The 17033-nt window shown below is 64.3% G+C and carries 19 protein-coding genes and 1 pseudogene; 11 read left to right on the forward strand and 9 right to left on the reverse strand.

What is annotated here, in order from left to right; genetic code table 11:
• The first annotated feature begins 38 nt into the window (after window positions 1–38).
• The gene (locus tag ABIG06_RS28835; RefSeq protein WP_370139469.1) at window positions 39–491 is read left to right on the forward strand and encodes a DoxX family protein; all 453 of its coding nucleotides are present in this window, start codon (window positions 39–41) and stop codon (window positions 489–491) included.
• Between the two features lie 3 nt (window positions 492–494).
• On the opposite strand, the gene ABIG06_RS28840 is transcribed toward ABIG06_RS28835, so the two are convergent.
• From ABIG06_RS28840 to ABIG06_RS28860, 5 genes are all read right to left on the reverse strand, one after another.
• On the reverse strand, window positions 495–1610 hold the full coding sequence (locus ABIG06_RS28840) for a helix-turn-helix domain-containing protein (protein WP_370139470.1): 1116 nt from the start codon (window positions 1608–1610) through the stop codon (window positions 495–497).
• Between the two features lie 296 nt (window positions 1611–1906).
• Window positions 1907–2458 carry a dihydrofolate reductase gene (locus tag ABIG06_RS28845; RefSeq protein WP_370139472.1) on the reverse strand — a complete coding sequence of 184 codons (552 nt, stop codon included), beginning with the start codon at window positions 2456–2458 and terminating at the stop codon, window positions 1907–1909.
• A 7-nt stretch (window positions 2459–2465) separates the two neighbouring features.
• Window positions 2466–3491, reverse strand: a complete 1026-nt coding sequence (locus tag ABIG06_RS28850) for a polysaccharide deacetylase family protein (protein ID WP_370139473.1) — start codon at window positions 3489–3491, stop codon at window positions 2466–2468.
• Between the two features lie 163 nt (window positions 3492–3654).
• Entirely contained in the window at window positions 3655–4224 is a 570-nt protein-coding gene (locus ABIG06_RS28855) for a glutathione peroxidase (RefSeq protein WP_370139474.1), read from the reverse strand.
• Between the two features lie 90 nt (window positions 4225–4314).
• Window positions 4315–5844, reverse strand: a complete 1530-nt coding sequence (locus ABIG06_RS28860) for a L,D-transpeptidase family protein (protein ID WP_370139475.1) — start codon at window positions 5842–5844, stop codon at window positions 4315–4317.
• Between the two features lie 208 nt (window positions 5845–6052).
• Here ABIG06_RS28860 and ABIG06_RS28865 point away from each other — a divergent pair, with 208 nt between their 5' ends.
• Window positions 6053–6601: a CreA family protein gene (locus tag ABIG06_RS28865; RefSeq protein ID WP_370139476.1), complete on the forward strand. Its 549-nt coding sequence runs from the start codon at window positions 6053–6055 to the stop codon at window positions 6599–6601.
• On the opposite strand, the gene ABIG06_RS28870 is transcribed toward ABIG06_RS28865, so the two are convergent.
• On the reverse strand, window positions 6595–6789 hold the full coding sequence (locus ABIG06_RS28870; RefSeq protein ID WP_124158946.1) for a hypothetical protein: 195 nt from the start codon (window positions 6787–6789) through the stop codon (window positions 6595–6597). The two genes, ABIG06_RS28865 and ABIG06_RS28870, sit on opposite strands and share 7 nt — an antisense overlap.
• A gap of 406 nt (window positions 6790–7195) precedes the next feature.
• Between ABIG06_RS28870 and ABIG06_RS28875 the strand changes: the two genes are divergently transcribed.
• Both ABIG06_RS28875 and ABIG06_RS28880 read left to right on the forward strand, forming a co-directional pair.
• A complete protein-coding gene (locus ABIG06_RS28875; RefSeq protein WP_199751348.1) occupies window positions 7196–7360 on the forward strand; it encodes a hypothetical protein in 165 nt (54 codons plus the stop codon).
• Between the two features lie 32 nt (window positions 7361–7392).
• Complete coding sequence (locus tag ABIG06_RS28880) at window positions 7393–7755, forward strand: hypothetical protein (protein WP_370139477.1); 363 nt, start codon at window positions 7393–7395, stop codon at window positions 7753–7755.
• A gap of 12 nt (window positions 7756–7767) precedes the next feature.
• On the opposite strand, the gene ABIG06_RS28885 is transcribed toward ABIG06_RS28880, so the two are convergent.
• Both ABIG06_RS28885 and ABIG06_RS28890 read right to left on the reverse strand, forming a co-directional pair.
• Window positions 7768–8013 (reverse strand): DUF6719 family protein, encoded by a 246-nt coding sequence (locus ABIG06_RS28885; protein WP_124158948.1) that lies wholly within the window; start codon window positions 8011–8013, stop codon window positions 7768–7770.
• Window positions 8014–8079: 66 nt separating this feature from the next.
• Entirely contained in the window at window positions 8080–9549 is a 1470-nt protein-coding gene (locus tag ABIG06_RS28890) for a PLP-dependent aminotransferase family protein (RefSeq protein WP_370139478.1), read from the reverse strand.
• Between the two features lie 75 nt (window positions 9550–9624).
• On the opposite strand from ABIG06_RS28890, the gene ABIG06_RS28895 reads away from it, so the two are divergent.
• The 5 genes and pseudogenes from ABIG06_RS28895 (at window position 9625) to kynU (ending at window position 14923) form a co-directional block, all read left to right on the forward strand.
• Window positions 9625–10350: a pyridoxamine 5'-phosphate oxidase family protein gene (locus ABIG06_RS28895; protein WP_370139479.1), complete on the forward strand. Its 726-nt coding sequence runs from the start codon at window positions 9625–9627 to the stop codon at window positions 10348–10350.
• A gap of 60 nt (window positions 10351–10410) precedes the next feature.
• Window positions 10411–11688 (forward strand): ArgE/DapE family deacylase, encoded by a 1278-nt coding sequence (locus ABIG06_RS28900; RefSeq protein ID WP_370139480.1) that lies wholly within the window; start codon window positions 10411–10413, stop codon window positions 11686–11688.
• 339 nt (window positions 11689–12027) lie between these two features.
• Window positions 12028–12838 (forward strand): annotated as a pseudogene (locus ABIG06_RS28905) (alpha/beta hydrolase).
• 33 nt (window positions 12839–12871) lie between these two features.
• The gene (gene kynA / locus ABIG06_RS28910; protein ID WP_370139482.1) at window positions 12872–13711 is read left to right on the forward strand and encodes a tryptophan 2,3-dioxygenase; all 840 of its coding nucleotides are present in this window, start codon (window positions 12872–12874) and stop codon (window positions 13709–13711) included.
• A gap of 9 nt (window positions 13712–13720) precedes the next feature.
• Window positions 13721–14923 (forward strand): kynureninase, encoded by a 1203-nt coding sequence (kynU, locus tag ABIG06_RS28915; RefSeq protein WP_370139483.1) that lies wholly within the window; start codon window positions 13721–13723, stop codon window positions 14921–14923.
• Window positions 14924–14970: 47 nt separating this feature from the next.
• Here kynU and ABIG06_RS28920 read toward each other — a convergent pair whose 3' ends face one another.
• Window positions 14971–15750: a cobalamin-binding protein gene (locus tag ABIG06_RS28920; RefSeq protein WP_370139484.1), complete on the reverse strand. Its 780-nt coding sequence runs from the start codon at window positions 15748–15750 to the stop codon at window positions 14971–14973.
• A gap of 118 nt (window positions 15751–15868) precedes the next feature.
• Between ABIG06_RS28920 and ABIG06_RS28925 the strand changes: the two genes are divergently transcribed.
• Both ABIG06_RS28925 and ABIG06_RS28930 read left to right on the forward strand, forming a co-directional pair.
• The gene (locus ABIG06_RS28925; protein WP_370139485.1) at window positions 15869–16267 is read left to right on the forward strand and encodes a PaaI family thioesterase; all 399 of its coding nucleotides are present in this window, start codon (window positions 15869–15871) and stop codon (window positions 16265–16267) included.
• 153 nt (window positions 16268–16420) lie between these two features.
• Window positions 16421–17026, forward strand: a complete 606-nt coding sequence (locus ABIG06_RS28930) for a GNAT family N-acetyltransferase (protein ID WP_370139486.1) — start codon at window positions 16421–16423, stop codon at window positions 17024–17026.
• Window positions 17027–17033: the final 7 nt, after the last annotated feature.

A 17033-nucleotide genomic window follows, 5' to 3' on the forward strand; every position in this document is an offset into this window, starting at 1 on the left:
AGCGTTCCGTGCTGTAGCGCTTTGCCAAGAGGCCGATCATGCCAGCGTTCGTGACTTTCGGGCGAATCCTGTTCGCCGTGCTGTTCATCTACACGGGCGCGACCAAGCTCTTTGCCATCCAGGAGACCGCCGACTTCATCGCCACCAAGCTCGTGGTGCCCGAAGTCATCTCGCCTTACGCCAAGCAGGTCGAGACCGCCACGGCCATGACCACGCCGCAGCTGCTGGCGATCGCGGTCGGCGGAATCGAGATCGTCGCGGGGTTGATGATCGCGCTGAATCTTGGCGCGCGCTTCTTCGCGATGCTGCTGATCATCTATGTCGGCGTTGCGACCGTCCTGTTCTACGATTTCTGGAACCAGACCCCGCCCGACAACGCCAAGATGGTGGTCGACGCGCTCAAGAACCTGTCGATCATCGGCGCGCTCTGCATGATCATCGGCTACGGCCGCGCCACGCGTTCGGCCGAGGCGGCCTACGGCGACGTGTAGCGATCAATGCGCCCTTGGGGGTGCGATCTCGCGCATCCAGCGGGAAATCGTCGCGCTGCTCGTTGCATCGGTGCCGTGCTGCAGGCCGAGCAATGCGGCCTCGCGCGCGGCTCGGGGCGTGATGCCATAGGCCGCCTTGAACGAGCGCGTGAAATGCGCATCGGTGCCGAGCTGCCAGCGCCGCGCGACCTCGCTGATCCGCGGACCGCGCGCACCGGAATTGGCGAGGTCGAAGAAGGCGCGGTGCAGCCGGCGGCTGCGGATGTAGTCGGCGATGCCGCCGACCGGGGCGAACAGCCGGTACAGCGAGGCTCGGGACAGCCCAAAATGGGCGGCGATCGAATTGGCCGACAGATCCTCGCTGCCAAGGCCAGTCTCGATGTATTGGCGGATCCGCATCAGCGACGGGCTCGCCGCGACGCTATGGTCGACATGGGCCTCGCCCCGTTCGATTTCGTTGCGAAGGCATGCGGCCAGCAGCGACACCGTGCCCTCGACCACGGATTGGCATTCGTCGAGGTTCATGCGCGGCGCAAATTCGAAGAGGGCGGTGAGATGCCCCGCCAGCAATCGTGCGATCACGCTGCTGCCCGGCAGGACAAGGCCGTGCAAGTCGTCGACCCGCAAGAGATGGGCGCCGAACATCGGGCGCGGCACGGCCAGCGTGACGTTCTCGAACGCCGTGGCCTTGGTCTCCAGCGTCTGGGCGAGATCGAACAGGCAGATGTCGCCGGCGCGCACGTGCATTGGCCGGGTGCCGGCGACGCCGTCATAGCCGCCCTTCAGATAGAGCTGGAGAATGATATGGTCGACGCCGCTGCGCGCGATCGTTTCGGGGGTGCGACGGAAACGCTGGCCGCTGGCACGGCTCAGCCCGATCAGCACCGGTCCCATGGCGTAGGAGCTGAGGTCGGCGCGAAATGGGCCAGGTTCACCGGCGGCGAGCTCGTCGACCTCGAACAGCGTGGCGACGGCTTCCCGCCACGCTGCGACGTTCGCCTCCGTCTCCATCTGATCGGCGCTGAAGCCGAATGCCGGCAGCAGGGACGATATCGGGCCGACATCATCGTTCAATCCGGAGGCGTCCGTCGGACCTGTGGTCGTGCAGTCGTCGCTCATTCTGGCCGTGGTCAGTCTTGCTCTTTTGTCTCAGTCTATTGATGCGGTGTGTCTCAGTCGTCAGCTCGTATTGACGCCGCGCCTCGGACGTTGGCTATAGCGCCACGACCGCCGTCGGGGCCGATTATCAGGTCTCGGCAAATATGCTAGCCGGCTTTGCGCTGGCCGGCGGCGGGACCAATTTTAGCTCACCAAACCAGCAAGATACCAAACGGTATTCTGTTGCCGGTACTGTGCATGGGGTTGTTTTCCAGTTTTGAGTTGAAGCCGGCGGGAGCGCCGGCGCTGCCGGCAGGCTAACCCCGCCGCCACGGGGTCACGGTCACCTCATGCGCCGCGTCGAGGAGATACGGCGCACCCGGCTTCATCCCGTGCGCAGCCAGCACCTCGTGAGGCGTCCGCTGGGGTACGCCAACGAAGCATCCCTCGCCGCCGGGCAACCGCACATGCGGGGCCTCCGAGAGCCAGAACGTGTCGTAGCGGTCCATGAACATGTCGAACACGACCGGACCGCCGATGATCGCGATCATGCCGGAGGCGACGTCGGCGAAGGCGCAGGCCGCCTCGAAGCTTGCGTGCTGCGGATTCCACAGCGTCGCATTCGGCATCTCCGGATCGACGGTGAGGTCCCTGATCCTGCGGGTCAGGATCAGCCGCTTGCGCTTCGGCGAATTCGGCTGCTGCTCGTGCGAGTGCCGGCCATGTACGATCAGCGCAGCGCGATCGAGCGCCTGCTCGAAGAACAGTTTGTCGGATTCGAACTTCAGGCTGTCGGGCATGACGCGATCGGCGTCGGCAAGCATGCCGTCTGCCGAGACGATGACGTAGCCTTCAATACGGAAAGACAACGGCCTTCTATTCGGAAACGGTCGTCACCACGGAGTTGACCGGGCGCTGGCTCACCGTCGGCAGTTTGATGTCCTTGAGCAGCTCCTGGTCGTATTCCGGCAGCGTCGATGCCGGGAACTTGGCGCGCATCGCGACCACCTTGTAGCCGCCGGCCTTCAGCCGCTTGAGCAACTCGGGCAGCGCCTCCGCGGTGTGCTTCTGGAAGTCGTGCATCAGGATGATGCCCTTGCCCTTGGTCTCGAGCTTCTTCATTACGGTCTCGACCACCTTTTCGGGCTTGGAAGCCTTGAAATCGAACGAGTCGATGTCGCAGGAGAAGATCCCGACATTGCGGTTGCCGAGATAGGTGACCATCTCCGCCGGATGCTGGAGCGCCGGGAAGCGGAAGAACGGTGATGGCGAGATGCCGCCGAGCGCCCATCTCACGGCGCTGAAGCCCTTCTCGATCTCGTCCTTACGCTGCGCTTCGGTGAGCTTCTTGTTGTTGAGGTTGGCGTGCGACCAGGTGTGGGCGCCGACGGTATGGCCTGCCGCGTAGACCTGCTTCAGGATTTCCGGCTCATAGGTCGCGTGCTTGCCGATGGAGAAGAAGATGCCGGTGGTGCATTCGTCGGCGAGCGCCTTCAGCACCGCGGGCGTGTTGCGCGGCCAGGGGCCGTCGTCGAAGGTCAGCACCACCTCGTGGTCGCGCAGGAAGTCGAGCTCCTTGAAATGCTCGAAGCCGAAGCCGGGACCGCCCGTGGTGTCGATCTCAACGGTGCGGGCGACACCGAGCGCGCCCGGCGTGTTGCAAGCGGCGCGTGCCGGCTGCGGCGGTTGTTTGGGCGGGGGCGGATTGACGAAGCCTGTTGGCGCGGCGCCTGTCGCGGGAGCGGCGGCCGGAGCCGTCGCGGGCGCCGATGCGACCGGCGTTGCCGCCGGTGCGGCTTGCGTCGCGGCTGCCGGCTTCGCGGCCGGTGTCTGCGACCATGCTGCGCCGGTCATCGCAACCGACATCGCGCCTGCCAAAATCAGTCCTGCCGCCACACGCATGGTGTTGTCCTCGAGATTGGCCCCGTTGTCCCGCCGCGGCTTTTCGCCTGTGGCAAAAACCGTCCTGCCCCAAACGATCCTAGCCTAGATGGTGCGGCATCGCCATTGCAACGGCTGTTTGACGCCCGGCCACAATTGTGCCCAGCCGGATGCGGCGCTTGCGTCAACTGTCGGCCAGCGCCCTCGCAATGGCCGTTTTGATCCGCGTGTCGGCCGGTTCGACCGCGGAGGGAAAGACGTCGGCGATGTAGCCGTCACGGCCGATCAGGTATTTGTGGAAGTTCCACCTCGGAACTTCCTTCGGCCGCGCCTCGGCGGCCCATTTGTAGAATGGATGCGCTTTCGCTCCGACCACCGCGGCCTTGGCCGAAACCGGGAAGGTAACACCATATTGGTGGTGCGCGGTCTGCGTGATCTCGCTCGCGCCACCGGGTTCCTGGCCCCCGAAGTCGTTGGAGGGCACGCCAACTACGGTGAGCCCGCGCGGGCGAAACTCGTTCCAGAGCTCTTGCAGGCCGGCATATTGCGGCGTGTAGCCGCAGAGCGAGGCGGTGTTCACCACCAGCAGCGGTTTGCCGGTGAACGCGGCGAGGCGGATGTCGTCGCCTGACAGTGCGGGGAAGGAGAAGGCGTAGGCCGAGATCCGGCTCATGCCGACATCGGCGAACGCGCGGGTTGCCGGCGCGATCGCGCCCGCGAACGTTGCGACGAGCATGGTCCTGCGATTCATCATGACGGCGCCCCCCCGAAATGATCCGGGCCGCATGTTACCCCGCCGGCACGACCGGACTGCTCAACACCGCGTTATCGGGAACGGCGAAGCCTAGTACAGGCGGACGATGAAATCGGTGCCTTCGCCGGTCTCGCCCTGGTTGATGCCTTGGTCGGAGACGATGATCGAGCCGCCGGACGTCAGCATCTCGTTGATCTTCGCCATGGCCTCCGCGGGGATCGAGATGCGGTCGAGGGCCTCGGCCGGGCTGTCCGGCGTGACCACCGGCCTGACGGCGACGGGGATCACGGCGGCGCCGCGCTCGCGGCGGCTGTCGTCCGCGCGTGCCGCGGAACGGGTGGAGACGGGCAGCGACACCACGGACCAACGCAGCGAATTGGCATCCGCCTTGTCGAGTTCGGCGGTGAAGACATGCGTGCCGAGCGGCCGGTCGCTCGCGGCGATCGTGACGGGCACCTCGAACAGCGGTGCAAAATTCTGCCGCACATAGAGCTTGGAATCCTTGCGGCTGATGAACACGGCAATCTGGCTGGCCCGCCTGGGCGTTTCCGGTTTTGCGGCCGGCGCCGGGTCGGCAACGCGGGTCTCGTCCTTCTTTGCGTCGGGCGAAGCAGTCATCGTCGGCGACGTGGCCGGTGCACCAGGTGTCTTCGCCGAGTCCGCCGCCTCCTTCTTGACCGGCTCGGACTTGACGGCCTCGATCTTGTCGGCGGGCTTGTTGTCGCGACTTGGCTTGGCCGTATCAGATGCCTCGGCGATCCTGGCCTTATCGGCCGGTGCGACGGCCTCGTCGCGTGCGGGCGCTCTGCCAGTGGTCACATCCGATATCACGGCGTGGCCGACCGACGCGCGCAGCTCGAGCACGCTGTCGGCGCTCGCAGTCTTCGTCTCCACGGGATCGGCTTCGGCGGCACCCTTATCGCCCTTCTCGACGGCATTGGTCTGCGGCTCGAGGCTCACCGTGGGCTGCGGCGGCACTCGCACGGACGCGAGCAGGGGGTGGGAGAAGCTCTGCGGCGTCATCTCGCCGGGGGCGACGATGACGCGCGCGCCCATCCTGGTCCAATTCCACATTTTCACCGCGAACGACATCGGCATGCGGATGCAGCCGTGCGAGGCCGGATAACCCGGCAACACGCCGGCATGCATGGCGACGCCGGACCAGGTAATCCGCTGCATGTACGGCATCGGTGCGCCGCTATAGATGTTGGAGCGGTGGAATTTGTGCTTCTGGATGACGCTGAATACACCCATCGGCGTCGAATGGCCCTTCATGCCAGTCGACACCGGGGATTCTGCGAACGCGCCTTTGCTGTCGTAGACCGTCACCTTCTGCCGGTCGATCGACACGACGATAACGAGCGGTCCTTGCGGCTTGGTGCCGGCTTCCTTCTCGGCTTTAACTTCTTTCTTGCCGACTGTGCGGCTCTTCTGCGGCTTCTGGCGCAGTGGCTCGGGACGCTGCCGGGCGTAATAGGAGCCGTCGGAATAATCCGTCCAATAGTAGAACGCCGCGTCTGCGTGGCTGGTCGTGCCGATCGCACCCGCCGCCGTCAAAACGACGACCTGCCAAAGCCGCGCCGACTTGGCGGAAGAACCCGACCCGCTCACGCTGTTCATCCTCGAATCCACAATCCAAATCAGACGTTAGTCGCGCAAAGGGGATACGCGTTCACCAGCAGGGTGGTTCTGCGATCAGCTACTTTTGTCCGAGCCGTAGCAGAAAAGCCTCACGGAGCGGTAAACGGCGGCCGCGCCCGACTGCCTGTCGCCTTCCTGTCGGGCTCTCGCGTTCCTACATTGCAGGGACGTGTTACCGGAGAGCTTCATGTCATCTCGTTTCCCCGGTCTTTCCAGCATCCGCTTGAAAGGCCTCGCTTTATTTCTCCTGGCTCTGACCGCGCCAATGGCGTCGGCATCTGCCGCCGACGAGCCCGATCTGATCTTCCGCCGCTCGACCGTGTTCAAATGGATGAGCCCGAACGACAAGCTCGCGACCTATGGTCTCGACGATCCGGAAGTCGAGGGCGTCGCTTGTCATTTCACGGTGCCGGAGAAGGGGGGCTTCAAGGGGTGGCTGGGCCTTGCCGAGGAGGTCTCGGACATCTCGCTCGCCTGCCGCCAGGTCGCCCCGATCAGGTTCAAGCACAAGATGGAGCAGGGCGACGACATGTTCCGCCAGCGGCGCTCGCTGTTCTTCAAGAAGATGCAGATCGTGCGCGGCTGCGACGCCAAGCGCAACGTGCTGGTCTACATGGTCTATTCGGACAAGTTGATCGAGGGGTCGCCCAAGAACTCGACCTCGACCGTGCCGATCATGCCATGGGGACCGGCGGACGCAAACGTCCAGAAGTGCGGCGAGTTCTTCAATCAGTGACGATTGCCCGGCTTCGCGAGATGCGAACCGGTCAGCCGCACGAACATCTGCGGCGCAGCCTCGAACCCGCGGCTCGATTGCAGCGCCATTTGGCCGGCGCTGCCGCGAACTGGTGGTTCATCTCCGCGATCTTTCGCTGGATCCGCATCGCGCGGCGTTGCGCGATTTCCCGCCATCATGGTGGCCATTCCTCACGTGAACGCGCCCGATGAATCGGGCCTCTCGGTTTCGATGGCTTGGGTCGCGGCCGAACCGCCCCTGGTTCAAGGACCAGCCCTCGTTCGCCGCCCTCTCTTCAGCAGAAAAACGTAAAATGCGTGTGAAGCGCTCGAGGCGGGAGCATGACGGCCTCGGTGCAAGGTGCGTTTCCGCGCTGAGGCAGGAACTTGCCGGGCCACTTTGAGCTGCAGCCTGACCTCACTGAAATGACTGGCGTTTTCCGAGAATTGTTTCGTCGTCTCGGTCCGGATGAAACAATTCTCACTGAGACGAAACCATTTTCAGCTTTTCGCGCATCACGCGCGAAACCGCCTATGGTTATCAGCGTCACAACGACGACGGCGCACGGCCGGCCACGGAATTTGGAGATAAATCATGCGCGCGCTCACCTTCATCCTTGCTTTCGGGTTCGTGCTCGTCGGCCCCTCGTTTGCGGGAACGCCTGAAGGGAATCTCCCCGGTATCGGTACCTTCCAGTACAGCGGCTCGCCCGTCACGATCACGCCAGCACAGCCGATCATGGTCGCCGCACGCTTTTGACCGCACACAAGACAAAAGCCGGTAAGGCCATCATGTTGCTTCGTCTCTGCGCCGCGGCGTTTGTGTCTCTTCTGACGATCGGTTCCGTTCAGGCGCAGGTTCGCACACCCTCCCGGCTACCCGATCCACGCAGCGAATTCGTGCGCCAGTGCGCGCCGCACATGCTCGGGCGCTGGGAGCATCCGGAAGCGGTTTGCGGCTGCCTCCACGACCATGCCGCCGCTGCCGTCGAGGACCGCGATCTGCGCGAGGCGCTGCTGCGCGGCATCACCGAGACCGGCGTGCCGACGATCGAGACCGATTGGGTACCGGTATCCAAGCGGGGTGAGATCGGGCCGACTTTCACCAAGATCGCCAAGCCGACCTTGCAGTGCATGTTCGATCCGGCGAAGTAGCTTGTCAGCAGATCATCTCGTTCTCGGACCCTGCCGCGGCACGCAGGAACTCGTGCGCGAGACACCCTTGTCCGTCATCTTGGCGCCGCGCACCTCTTTGACCTGACCGGCGGGGCAGGTTCCGTCGTCCACGAGCACGCGCTGGCCGAGCTTCAGATCGACGATGTCCTGCTCGCGCCCGATGGTGCCTGCACGCGCCGTCGGAGCAAGCACGGTGGCGATCAGGAGCGAAAAGCAGGCGGCGCGACGGAGTGACATGACGGAAGCTCCCGGAATGATGCCGCAATGTAGGGGCGGATCAGCGATTCTGATAGTGAAGCCTGGTTACGCTCGCCGGCCCGCTCTGCTTTTCGCGCGCAAGGCCGAGCGCGATTCCCGCGCGAGCCGCTCGGCGGACGCTACGAGTTGTGGAACTGCATGTCCCGAAAACCCCAGCACGAAGCCGGGCAGTGGACGCGCGCGCGAATAAGTGTCGGCCAATAGCCAGCCCTCGGCGCCGGCCGCTTGTTTGGCTTGCGCTGCCACAGACGGGTCGATCGACGGATCGAACCGGGCGACAAGATGCAGGCCCTGTGATGGCACCGGCACGGATAGCGCGCGGTCTGATTTGGCCTCCAGCGTTTCGGCCAGCGCATCACGCGCCTCGCGGTAGAGTTTTCGCACGCGCTTCAGGTTCGCGGCGAAAGCGCCGGAATTGAGCATGTCGGCCACCGCGCCTTCCATCAGCGTGCCGGGAAAGCGGTCGAGCGCCGCGCGCGCAGCCGTCACGTCCGCGATCAGACGCTCGGGCAGGGCGCAATAGCCGATGCGCAGGCCCGGAAACAGCGTCTTGGCAAACGTGCCCAGGTAGATCACGCGCTGAAGCCGATCGATGCCGGCGAGCGACATCAGTGGTGCGCCGTCATAGCGGAACTCGCTGTCGTAATCATCCTCGAGCACGAATGCGCCGGCCTGCCTTGCCCAATCCAGCAGCTCGAGCCGCCGCGACATCGACATCTGCACGCCAAGTGGAAATTGATGCGACGGTGTGACGTAAGCTGCGCGCGCGGACGGCGCCGCGATACGGCCGTTGGCGACACATATCCCGTGCTCGTCGACGGGGACAGGCACGGCGCGATAGCCGCAATGCGCGATGGTTGTTCGCGCGGCAGGATAGCCGGGGTCCTCGCACCATACCTGGTCGTTGGATATCAGGATCGCACTCAGCACGATGCGCAGCGCGTGCAGCGTGCCCGACGTCAGCATGATTTGATCGGGATCGCAGCGCAGGCCGCGCGCTGACAGCAAATGATCGGCAATCGCCGCGCGGAGCTCGCCGCTGCCGCGGGGATCGCCATAATGCAGGTGCTCGGCCCCGAACGCACGCATGCGGCGGCCGACGAAGGCGCGAAAGCGCTGCACCGCGCGCTCGTCGATATGGGTGCAGCCGAGCGCAAACGCGCCTTGCCCGGGCATTTCGACAACCACCTTCGGCTTGTTCGGCTCGGCCGCCCGCGCAGGGATTCGTGCGGCGACGAACGTTCCGGAGCCGACGGTTGCGTCGGCAAGGCCGTCGGCGATCAGGCGCTCATAGGCGGTGACAACGGCGTTGCGCCGGAAGCCGGTCTGCTTGGCCAGAGCCCGCGATGGCGGCAGCAGCTCGCCGGGCTTGATGAGGCCGGAGACGATCGTCTCGCACAGCGCCTGATAAAGCCGGTGCGCGGCGGAAGCGCCGGCCGTGATGTGCGGCCCCGTAAGGTCGAGCGGCAGCTCGGTCTTGGCGGGCGAGGACGAATTGGTCGGAATTTTTTGCATGGAATTGGAACTATCGCAGACCAAATGCGCGGGTACAACGGCTCTGGAATTCTTCCAATCCGATCAGGAGCGGCCGTGAGCCAGACCGAGACTTCAAATTCCTATCCGATGTCGGCGCGCAACCAGGTGAAACGCCGGCACGACCGAGGCTTCTACGATCACGCCACGGTCCATCGCATCCTCGATTCCTCGATGCTATGCCACGTCTCCTATGTGATCGACGGCCAGCCTTATTGCACGCCGACCTTCTTCTGGCGCGAGGGCACCAAGCTCTACTGGCACGGCTCGAGCGCCAGCCGCATGCTGCGCAACCAGACCAAGGGCGAGCGCGTCTGCCTGACGGTCGCCCATCTCGACAGCCTCGTGCTGGCGCGCTGCGGCTTTAACCATTCCGCCGACTACCGCGCGGTCATGGCATTCGGCACGGCCTATCTCGTCACCGACCCCGAGGAGAAGGAGCGGGCGGTGATCGCCATGGTCGACCGCTTCTTTCCGGATCGCACCGCCGGCCTGCGCCAGAGCACCACGCAGGAGATCAAGGCAACGTCCTTCATCGCCATGGAGATCGAGGAGGCCTCGGCCAAGATCCGCGCCAAGGGTGTCGCTGACGACGATGAGGACTATGAGTTGCCGATTTATGCGGAGCGCATTCCTGTCCGCACCGTACTCGGCGCCCCAGAGCCGTGCCCGCGCCTGCTTGACGGTGTGAGCCGGCCTGCGACGCTGAATGGCTATTCCGAAGGCCGGCTGCTCGAAGATGCATTGCGGGATGCTTATTTTGTGGAGTACCCGAACGGCTGAAATCGGCTAGTTTGCGCACTCCTTGGGAACCGTTGAATTGAAATGCCTGGAGTTGCCCTGATGAATGCCGAAACGCAGCAGAGAATTCTTGATGCCGTCGATAGCGGCTTCGAAGCTCAGCTTGCAACCACCCGCGATTTCGTCGCGATCCCTTCCACCCGCGGGGCGGAGGGGCCGTGCCAGGACATGATCGGCGATCTCCTGCGGCAACGTGGCTACGAGGTCGACGATTGGCACATCAATGTCGACGATCTGAAGGATCTGCGCGGCTTCGGTCCGATCGAGCACGATTTTTCGAAGGCTCGTTCCGTGGTGGGTACTTACCGTCCGCAGACCAATGGCGGCAAATCGCTGATCGTGCAGGGGCACTGTGACGTGGTGCCGGCCGGCCCGCTGGAATTGTGGGATACGCCGCCATTCACGCCGGTCGTCAAGGACGGCAAGATGTTCGGCCGCGGCGCCTGCGACATGAAGTCGGGCACGATCGGTGCGCTCTATGCGCTGGACGCGATCAAGGCTGCCGGCTTCAGGCCGACGGCGCGGATCCATTTTCAATCGGTGATCGAGGAAGAGAGCACCGGCGTGGGCGCACTCTCCACGCTGCAGCGCGGCTATCGCGCGGACGCCTGCTTCATTCCGGAGCCGACCGGTGGCAAGATGGTGCGCTCGCAGGTTGGCGTGATCTGGTTTCGCCTGCGCGTGAAGGGGCATCCGACTCACGTTGCCTTCGCCGGTTCGGGCGCGAACGCGATCATGGCGGCGTATCACCTTATCCAGGCACTGCAAAAGCTCGAGATCGAATGGAACGAGCGCGCCAAGGCCGACCGTCATTTCAAGACGCTCAATCATCCCATCAACTTCAACCCGGGCATCATCAAGGGCGGCGACTGGGCCTCGAGCGTGCCGGCCTGGTGCGACGTCGACTGCCGGATTGCGGTATTGCCGGGCTGGTCGATCGCCGATCACCAGAAGGAGATCATGGCTTGCGTTGCTGCTGCAGCGCGAAACCACCGCTTCCTCGCCAACAATCCGCCGGAGATCGAATGGTCGGGCTTCCTGTCGGAAGGCTATGAACTGACCGACGCGGCGGAGCCTGAGGCTGCGTTCGGCAGGGCCTTCAACAAGGTCTATGGCGGCATGCCAGAGGACCTCGTCTTCACCGCGCTGACCGACACGCGCTTCTACGGCCTCAACCACGGCATTCCGAGCCTGTGTTTTGGGGCCAGTGGAGGCGAGATGCACGGCTTCAACGAGTTCGTCGACCTGGAGTCGCTGAAGAAGACGACCAAGGCGATGGCGCTGTTCATCGCGGAATGGTGTGGCTTGGAGAAAACGTAGGCCTCTCCGCCGTCATTGCGAGGAGCCCTTGCGACGAGGCGATCCAGGCTGTTGCCGCGGAGACAGACTGGATTGTTTCGCTGCGCTCGCAATGACGGTGATAGTCCTGTAGGGTAGGCAAGGGCGCTCTTGCGCTGTGCCCACCATCCGTTCTTCAACCTCGAAAGAGAAGCAGGGCACGCTGTCGCTTTGCCCATCCTACGGCGTCGCCGTCGGGGCTCGCGCTGCCCGAAACTGGGGCGCATCCAGATGCTTTAAGCTTAAAATAAAGACTAGGATGCCGGCCGTGCCGGTGGCAGACTGGTGTCCGGTTCGCTGGACGGGTCCTCAGGAGCAGCAATGCGCGATTGGGATGACGCTTACGCCAATTCGGCCCATATCCCGGGCTCGGACAAGATGCCGGCGCTGTGGGCGGAGCGGGCGGCGGCCTACCGCGACGGGCTGAAGGAGTTTCGCCCGGACATCGCCTATGGCGCTGGCGAGCGCCAGAAGCTCGACCTGATCCTGCCCGACGGCGACAGCAAGGGTCTCGTCGTATTCGTTCATGGCGGCTACTGGATGCGCTTCGACAAATCGACGTGGACCGATCTCGCCGAAGGCGCGCGCCATCAGGGCTGGACGGTCGCGCTGCCGAGCTACACGCTGGCGCCGGCCGCGCGCATCTCCGATATTACCGCGGAAATTGCGGCCGCGATCGCCAAGGCGGCCTCGCTGGTCTCGGGGCCGATCCGGCTCGCGGGCCACTCCGCCGGCGGCCATCTCGTCACGCGCATGCTGTGCGAAGACGGCGGCCTCGAGTCCGCGGTCTACGACCGCATCGCCGGCACGCTCTCGATCAGCGGCCTGCACGATCTGCGTCCGCTGCTGAAGACGAAGATGAACGAGACGCTGCGCATGACGATCGAGGAGGCGACGCTGGAAAGCGCGGCGTTGCATCTGCCGCGCGGGCATTCGCCTGTGACCGCCTGGGTCGGCGGCAGCGAGCGGCCCGAATTCATCCGCCAGTCAGATCTGATGGCCAATGTCTGGACCGGTTTTCGACGTGCCGACCCACCTCGTCATTGATCCCGGCCTCAACCATTTCACCGTGATCGACGGACTGAAGGATCCGTCGTCGCCGATCACCGCCCGCCTGATCGGCCTCGACTGACGAAGCATGGAAGATCGATCGAAAGGACCTGGCATGACGTCCAGCGATTACGATCCCACGAGCGAAGGCGCCGAGACCGATTTCACCCGGCGGATGTCCTATGGCGACTACCTTGCGCTGGATGCGATCCTGGGAGCGCAACATCCGCTGTCGGAGGCGCATGACGAGATGCTGTTCATCATCCAGCATCAGACCACGGAGCTATGGATGCGGCTGGCCATCCACGAGCTCAGTGCGGCGCGAAGTGCGATCTCGCGGGATGAGGTGCAACCTGCGATGAAAATGCTGGCGCGGATGTCGCGCATCTTCGAGCAGCTCAACGGCGCCTGGGACGTGCTGCGCACGATGACTCCCAGCGAGTATACCCGCTTCCGCTCGCAACTCGGGCAATCCTCGGGCTTCCAGTCGCGCCAATACCGGCTGATCGAATTTCTGCTCGGCAACCGCAACCACGCCATGCTGAAGACGCACGCGCACGATGCGGAGACGACGAAGCTGCTCGAAGCTGAACTCGCGGCGCCAAGCCTCTATGACGAGGTGTTGCGGCTTGCCGACCGCAACGGGCTCAAGATGCCTGCCGCGGTGCTGGCGCGCGATGTTCGCGAGACGCACAGCTTCAACGAGGGCGTGCTGCAGGCTTGGCGTATCGTCTACGAGGCGCCGGAGACGCACTGGATGCTCTACGAACTGGCCGAGAAGCTGGTCGATTTCGAGGATTATTTCCGCCGCTGGCGCTTCAACCACGTGACGACGGTCGAACGCGTCATCGGATTCAAGCGCGGCACCGGCGGCACTGGCGGCGTCAGCTATCTCAAGCGCATGCTGGAGGTCGAGCTATTTCCCGAACTCTGGCGCGTGCGTACGATTCTATAGAAAATGCCCATGACCAGATATCGCGTCTATGACGACACCAAGGCTCTGTTTCATCTGCCTGCCGGCGTGATTTATCTCGACGGCAACTCGCTCGGCGCGCTGCCGCTGGGCGTCGCCGAGCGCGTCAATCGCGTCATCACGACCGAATGGGGCAACGAGCTGATCCGCGCCTGGAACACCGCCGGCTGGTACGTCCAGCCGCGCCGCGTCGGCGATCGCATCGCGCGCTTGATCGGTGCTGCTGCCGGCTCGGTGATGGTCGGAGACACGCTGTCCCTCAAGGTCTATCAGGCACTCGCGGCCGCGCTCGACATGAATGGCTCGCGCAAGGTGATCCTGTCGGATACCGGCAACTTCCCGACTGATCTCTATATGGCCGAGGGCCTGATCGAAACGCTCGGGCGCGGCCATCAATTGCGCCTGGTGCCGCCGGAGGAGATCGAGGCCGCGTTGTCGGAGGAGGTCGCGGTGCTCTACATCACCGAGGTCGACTACCGCACCGGCCGCCGCCACGACATGGCGAGACTGACGGCGAAAGCGCATGCTCTCGGCATCGTCACTGTCTGGGATCTCGCGCATTCGGCCGGTGCGCTGCCGGTCGATCTCGCGGGCTGCGGCGCCGATTTTGCCGCGGGGTGCACCTACAAATATCTCAATGCCGGTCCCGGCGCGCCGGCCTTCCTCTACGTCGCGCCGCGCCACGCCGACAGCGCTCGCGCCGCGCTGTCTGGGTGGATGGGCCATGCGAAGCCGTTTGCGTTCGAGCTCGCCTATGCCGCCGCCGGCGGCGTCGAGCGCATGCGCGTGGGCACGCCGCCGGTGCTGGCGATGGCGGCGCTGGAGGCCTCGCTCGACATCTGGGACCGCGTCGACCTCGCCGAAGTCCGCGCGCGCTCGCTCGCGCTCGGCGATCTCCTGATTGCCGAGGTCGAGCGCCGCTGCCCATCCCTGAAGCTGGTGACGCCGCGCGCACATGAACGTCGCGGCTCCCAGGTCTCCTTCGCTTTCGATGGTGGTTATGCCGCGATGCAGGCCTTGATCGCCCGCGGTGTCATCGGCGATTTCCGCGCCCCCGAGATCATGCGGTTTGGGATTACGCCGCTCTATGTCGGCGAGCGCGAAGTGATGAAGGCGGCCGAGATCATCGAGGATGTCATCGTCGGCGAGGTCTGGCGTCGGCCGGAGTACCAGATTGTCAACGCGGTGACGTGAGGAAGACGACTCCTCAGACGTCATTGCGACGAACAGATTGGGCGCGTTCACCCCCACAACGCCGCCACGATCGCATCGAGTCCGTCCGTCAGCGCGGCGGGTCCCGGCTGTAAAATCACCGGAGACTTGATCTCTACGACGCGATTGTCGCGTACAGCCGGGATTCCGCTCCATCCGTCGCGCTGCTTGATGCGGGCGGGCACGACCTTCTTGCCGCACCATGATGCGAGGATCACGTCAGGCGCAGCCTCACGCACGGCGTCCGGTGAAATGATGCGATCCTTCGCCGCCTGCCGATGGCGCAATTCCGGAAAGGCGTCCTTGCCACCGGCAATCTCGATCAGCTCGGAGACCCAGCCGATGCCCGAGATCAACGGATCATCCCATTCCTCGAAATAGACTTTTGGCCGCGGTGAAGGGCGGGGCGCTGCTGCGATCGCCGCGAGGCGCCGCTCGAAACCTTGTGCGAGGTGCTCCGCGCACCCCGCGGCTCCGACCAGTGCACCGAGCGTGCGGATCATCGCCAGGATCCCTGCGATGTCGCGCTGGTTGAACACGTGGACATCGATGCCGGCGCGGACGAGGTCAGCGACGATGCCGGCCTGGAGATCGGAAAACGCCAGCACGAGGTCCGGCTCCAATGCCAGGATCTTCGGGATGTCCGCGGAGACGAAAGCCGCTACCCGCAGCTTCTCGCGCCGTACCTGCGGTGGGCGCACGGCGTAGCCGGAGACGCCGACGATACGATCCTGCTCACCGAGCAGATAGAGCGTCTCGACCGTCTCTTCGGTGAGACAGACGACGCGGCGGGGCGGGAAGTGGCGCATGGAGGGAGCATATGCGCGAACGCGGTGCATATGTCAGCACCGTCCTTACCTCGGAGGTCGTTGCTTTGCCGCGCGAAGCAATTCACCCTGAGACAACAAGCAATTGGGAGGAGATGTGATGACGCCGCTCGAGAGACTTAAAGCGATGAAGATGCCGTTCGCCGAGCTCAAGGGCGTCGAGTTCGTCGAGGCCGAGAAGGACCGCGTGGTGGCGCGGATGACGGTCCGGCCCGATCTCTGCACGCTTCACCATACCATCCATGGCGGGGCAGTGATGGCGCTGGCCGATTCCGTCGGCGCGGCGGCGACCGTGATCAATCTGCCCGAGGACGCCAAAGGCACGACCACGCTGGAGAGCAAGACCAATTTCATCGGCGGGGCCAAGGAGGGAGCCATGGTCATCGCCACAGCCACTCCGATTCATCGTGGTCGCCGGACGCAGATCTGGACCACCCGGCTGGAAACCGAGGACGGCAAGCTGGTCGCCGTGGTGACCCAGACGCAACTGGTTCTGTAGGACCACGGGGAGCTTGATTTTATTAACGAATTAGTCGCTTCCGGTGCCTCTAACTTGGGCAGGTCCCCGCCTTGAAAATTATGGTGCGATGCACAATATAGGGGGCCTAGGGATTCGAACGCCTCCTCGAGGGACACCAAGAGGAGTTCTGACGTGGTACTTGAAGAGACGGTCCGCACCGCTCCCGGCTATGTACGGACCTTGATCCAGCAGGAAGAATTGCCGCTCCTGCGCGACCATCTGCTGAGGCTTGATGCCGGCAGCCGACACGACCGTTTCAACGGTTTTCTCGACGACAGCTTCATCGAGCGTTACGCCGCCCGCTGCGCCGAGGACGGCACCGTGATCGTTGCCTATATCGTCGATGGCGTGGTCCGCGGCGCGGCCGAGCTGCATCCCCCGGAAGATGGTTGCTTGCCCGAGGTCGCCTTCAGCGTGGAAGCTTCCGCACGTCGCCAGGGTGTCGGCACGGTGCTGTTCCGTCGTCTGATCGCGGAGGCGCGCTGGAAAGGCTACAAGCAGCTGCGCATCACCACAGGCGCCGAGAACCACGCGATGCGGGCGCTCGCCAGGAAGTTTGGGGCGCATCTGGCTTTCCGCCAGGGCGAATCGACCGGTACGATCGACCTCGCCAAGACACCTGAGGCCGAGCTCGCCGATCTCGCGGCCTCGCCGTTCATCGCCGGACGCGCTCTTCTCAGCTTCAACAGCACTTGCTGGAAGCTGATCTCGAGCATGTACGGCAATCGCGCCGCATAGCCTGAGA

Origin of the sequence: Bradyrhizobium sp. USDA 326 (genome assembly GCF_049739485.1) — a bacterium.
GTDB lineage: Bacteria > Pseudomonadota > Alphaproteobacteria > Rhizobiales > Xanthobacteraceae > Bradyrhizobium.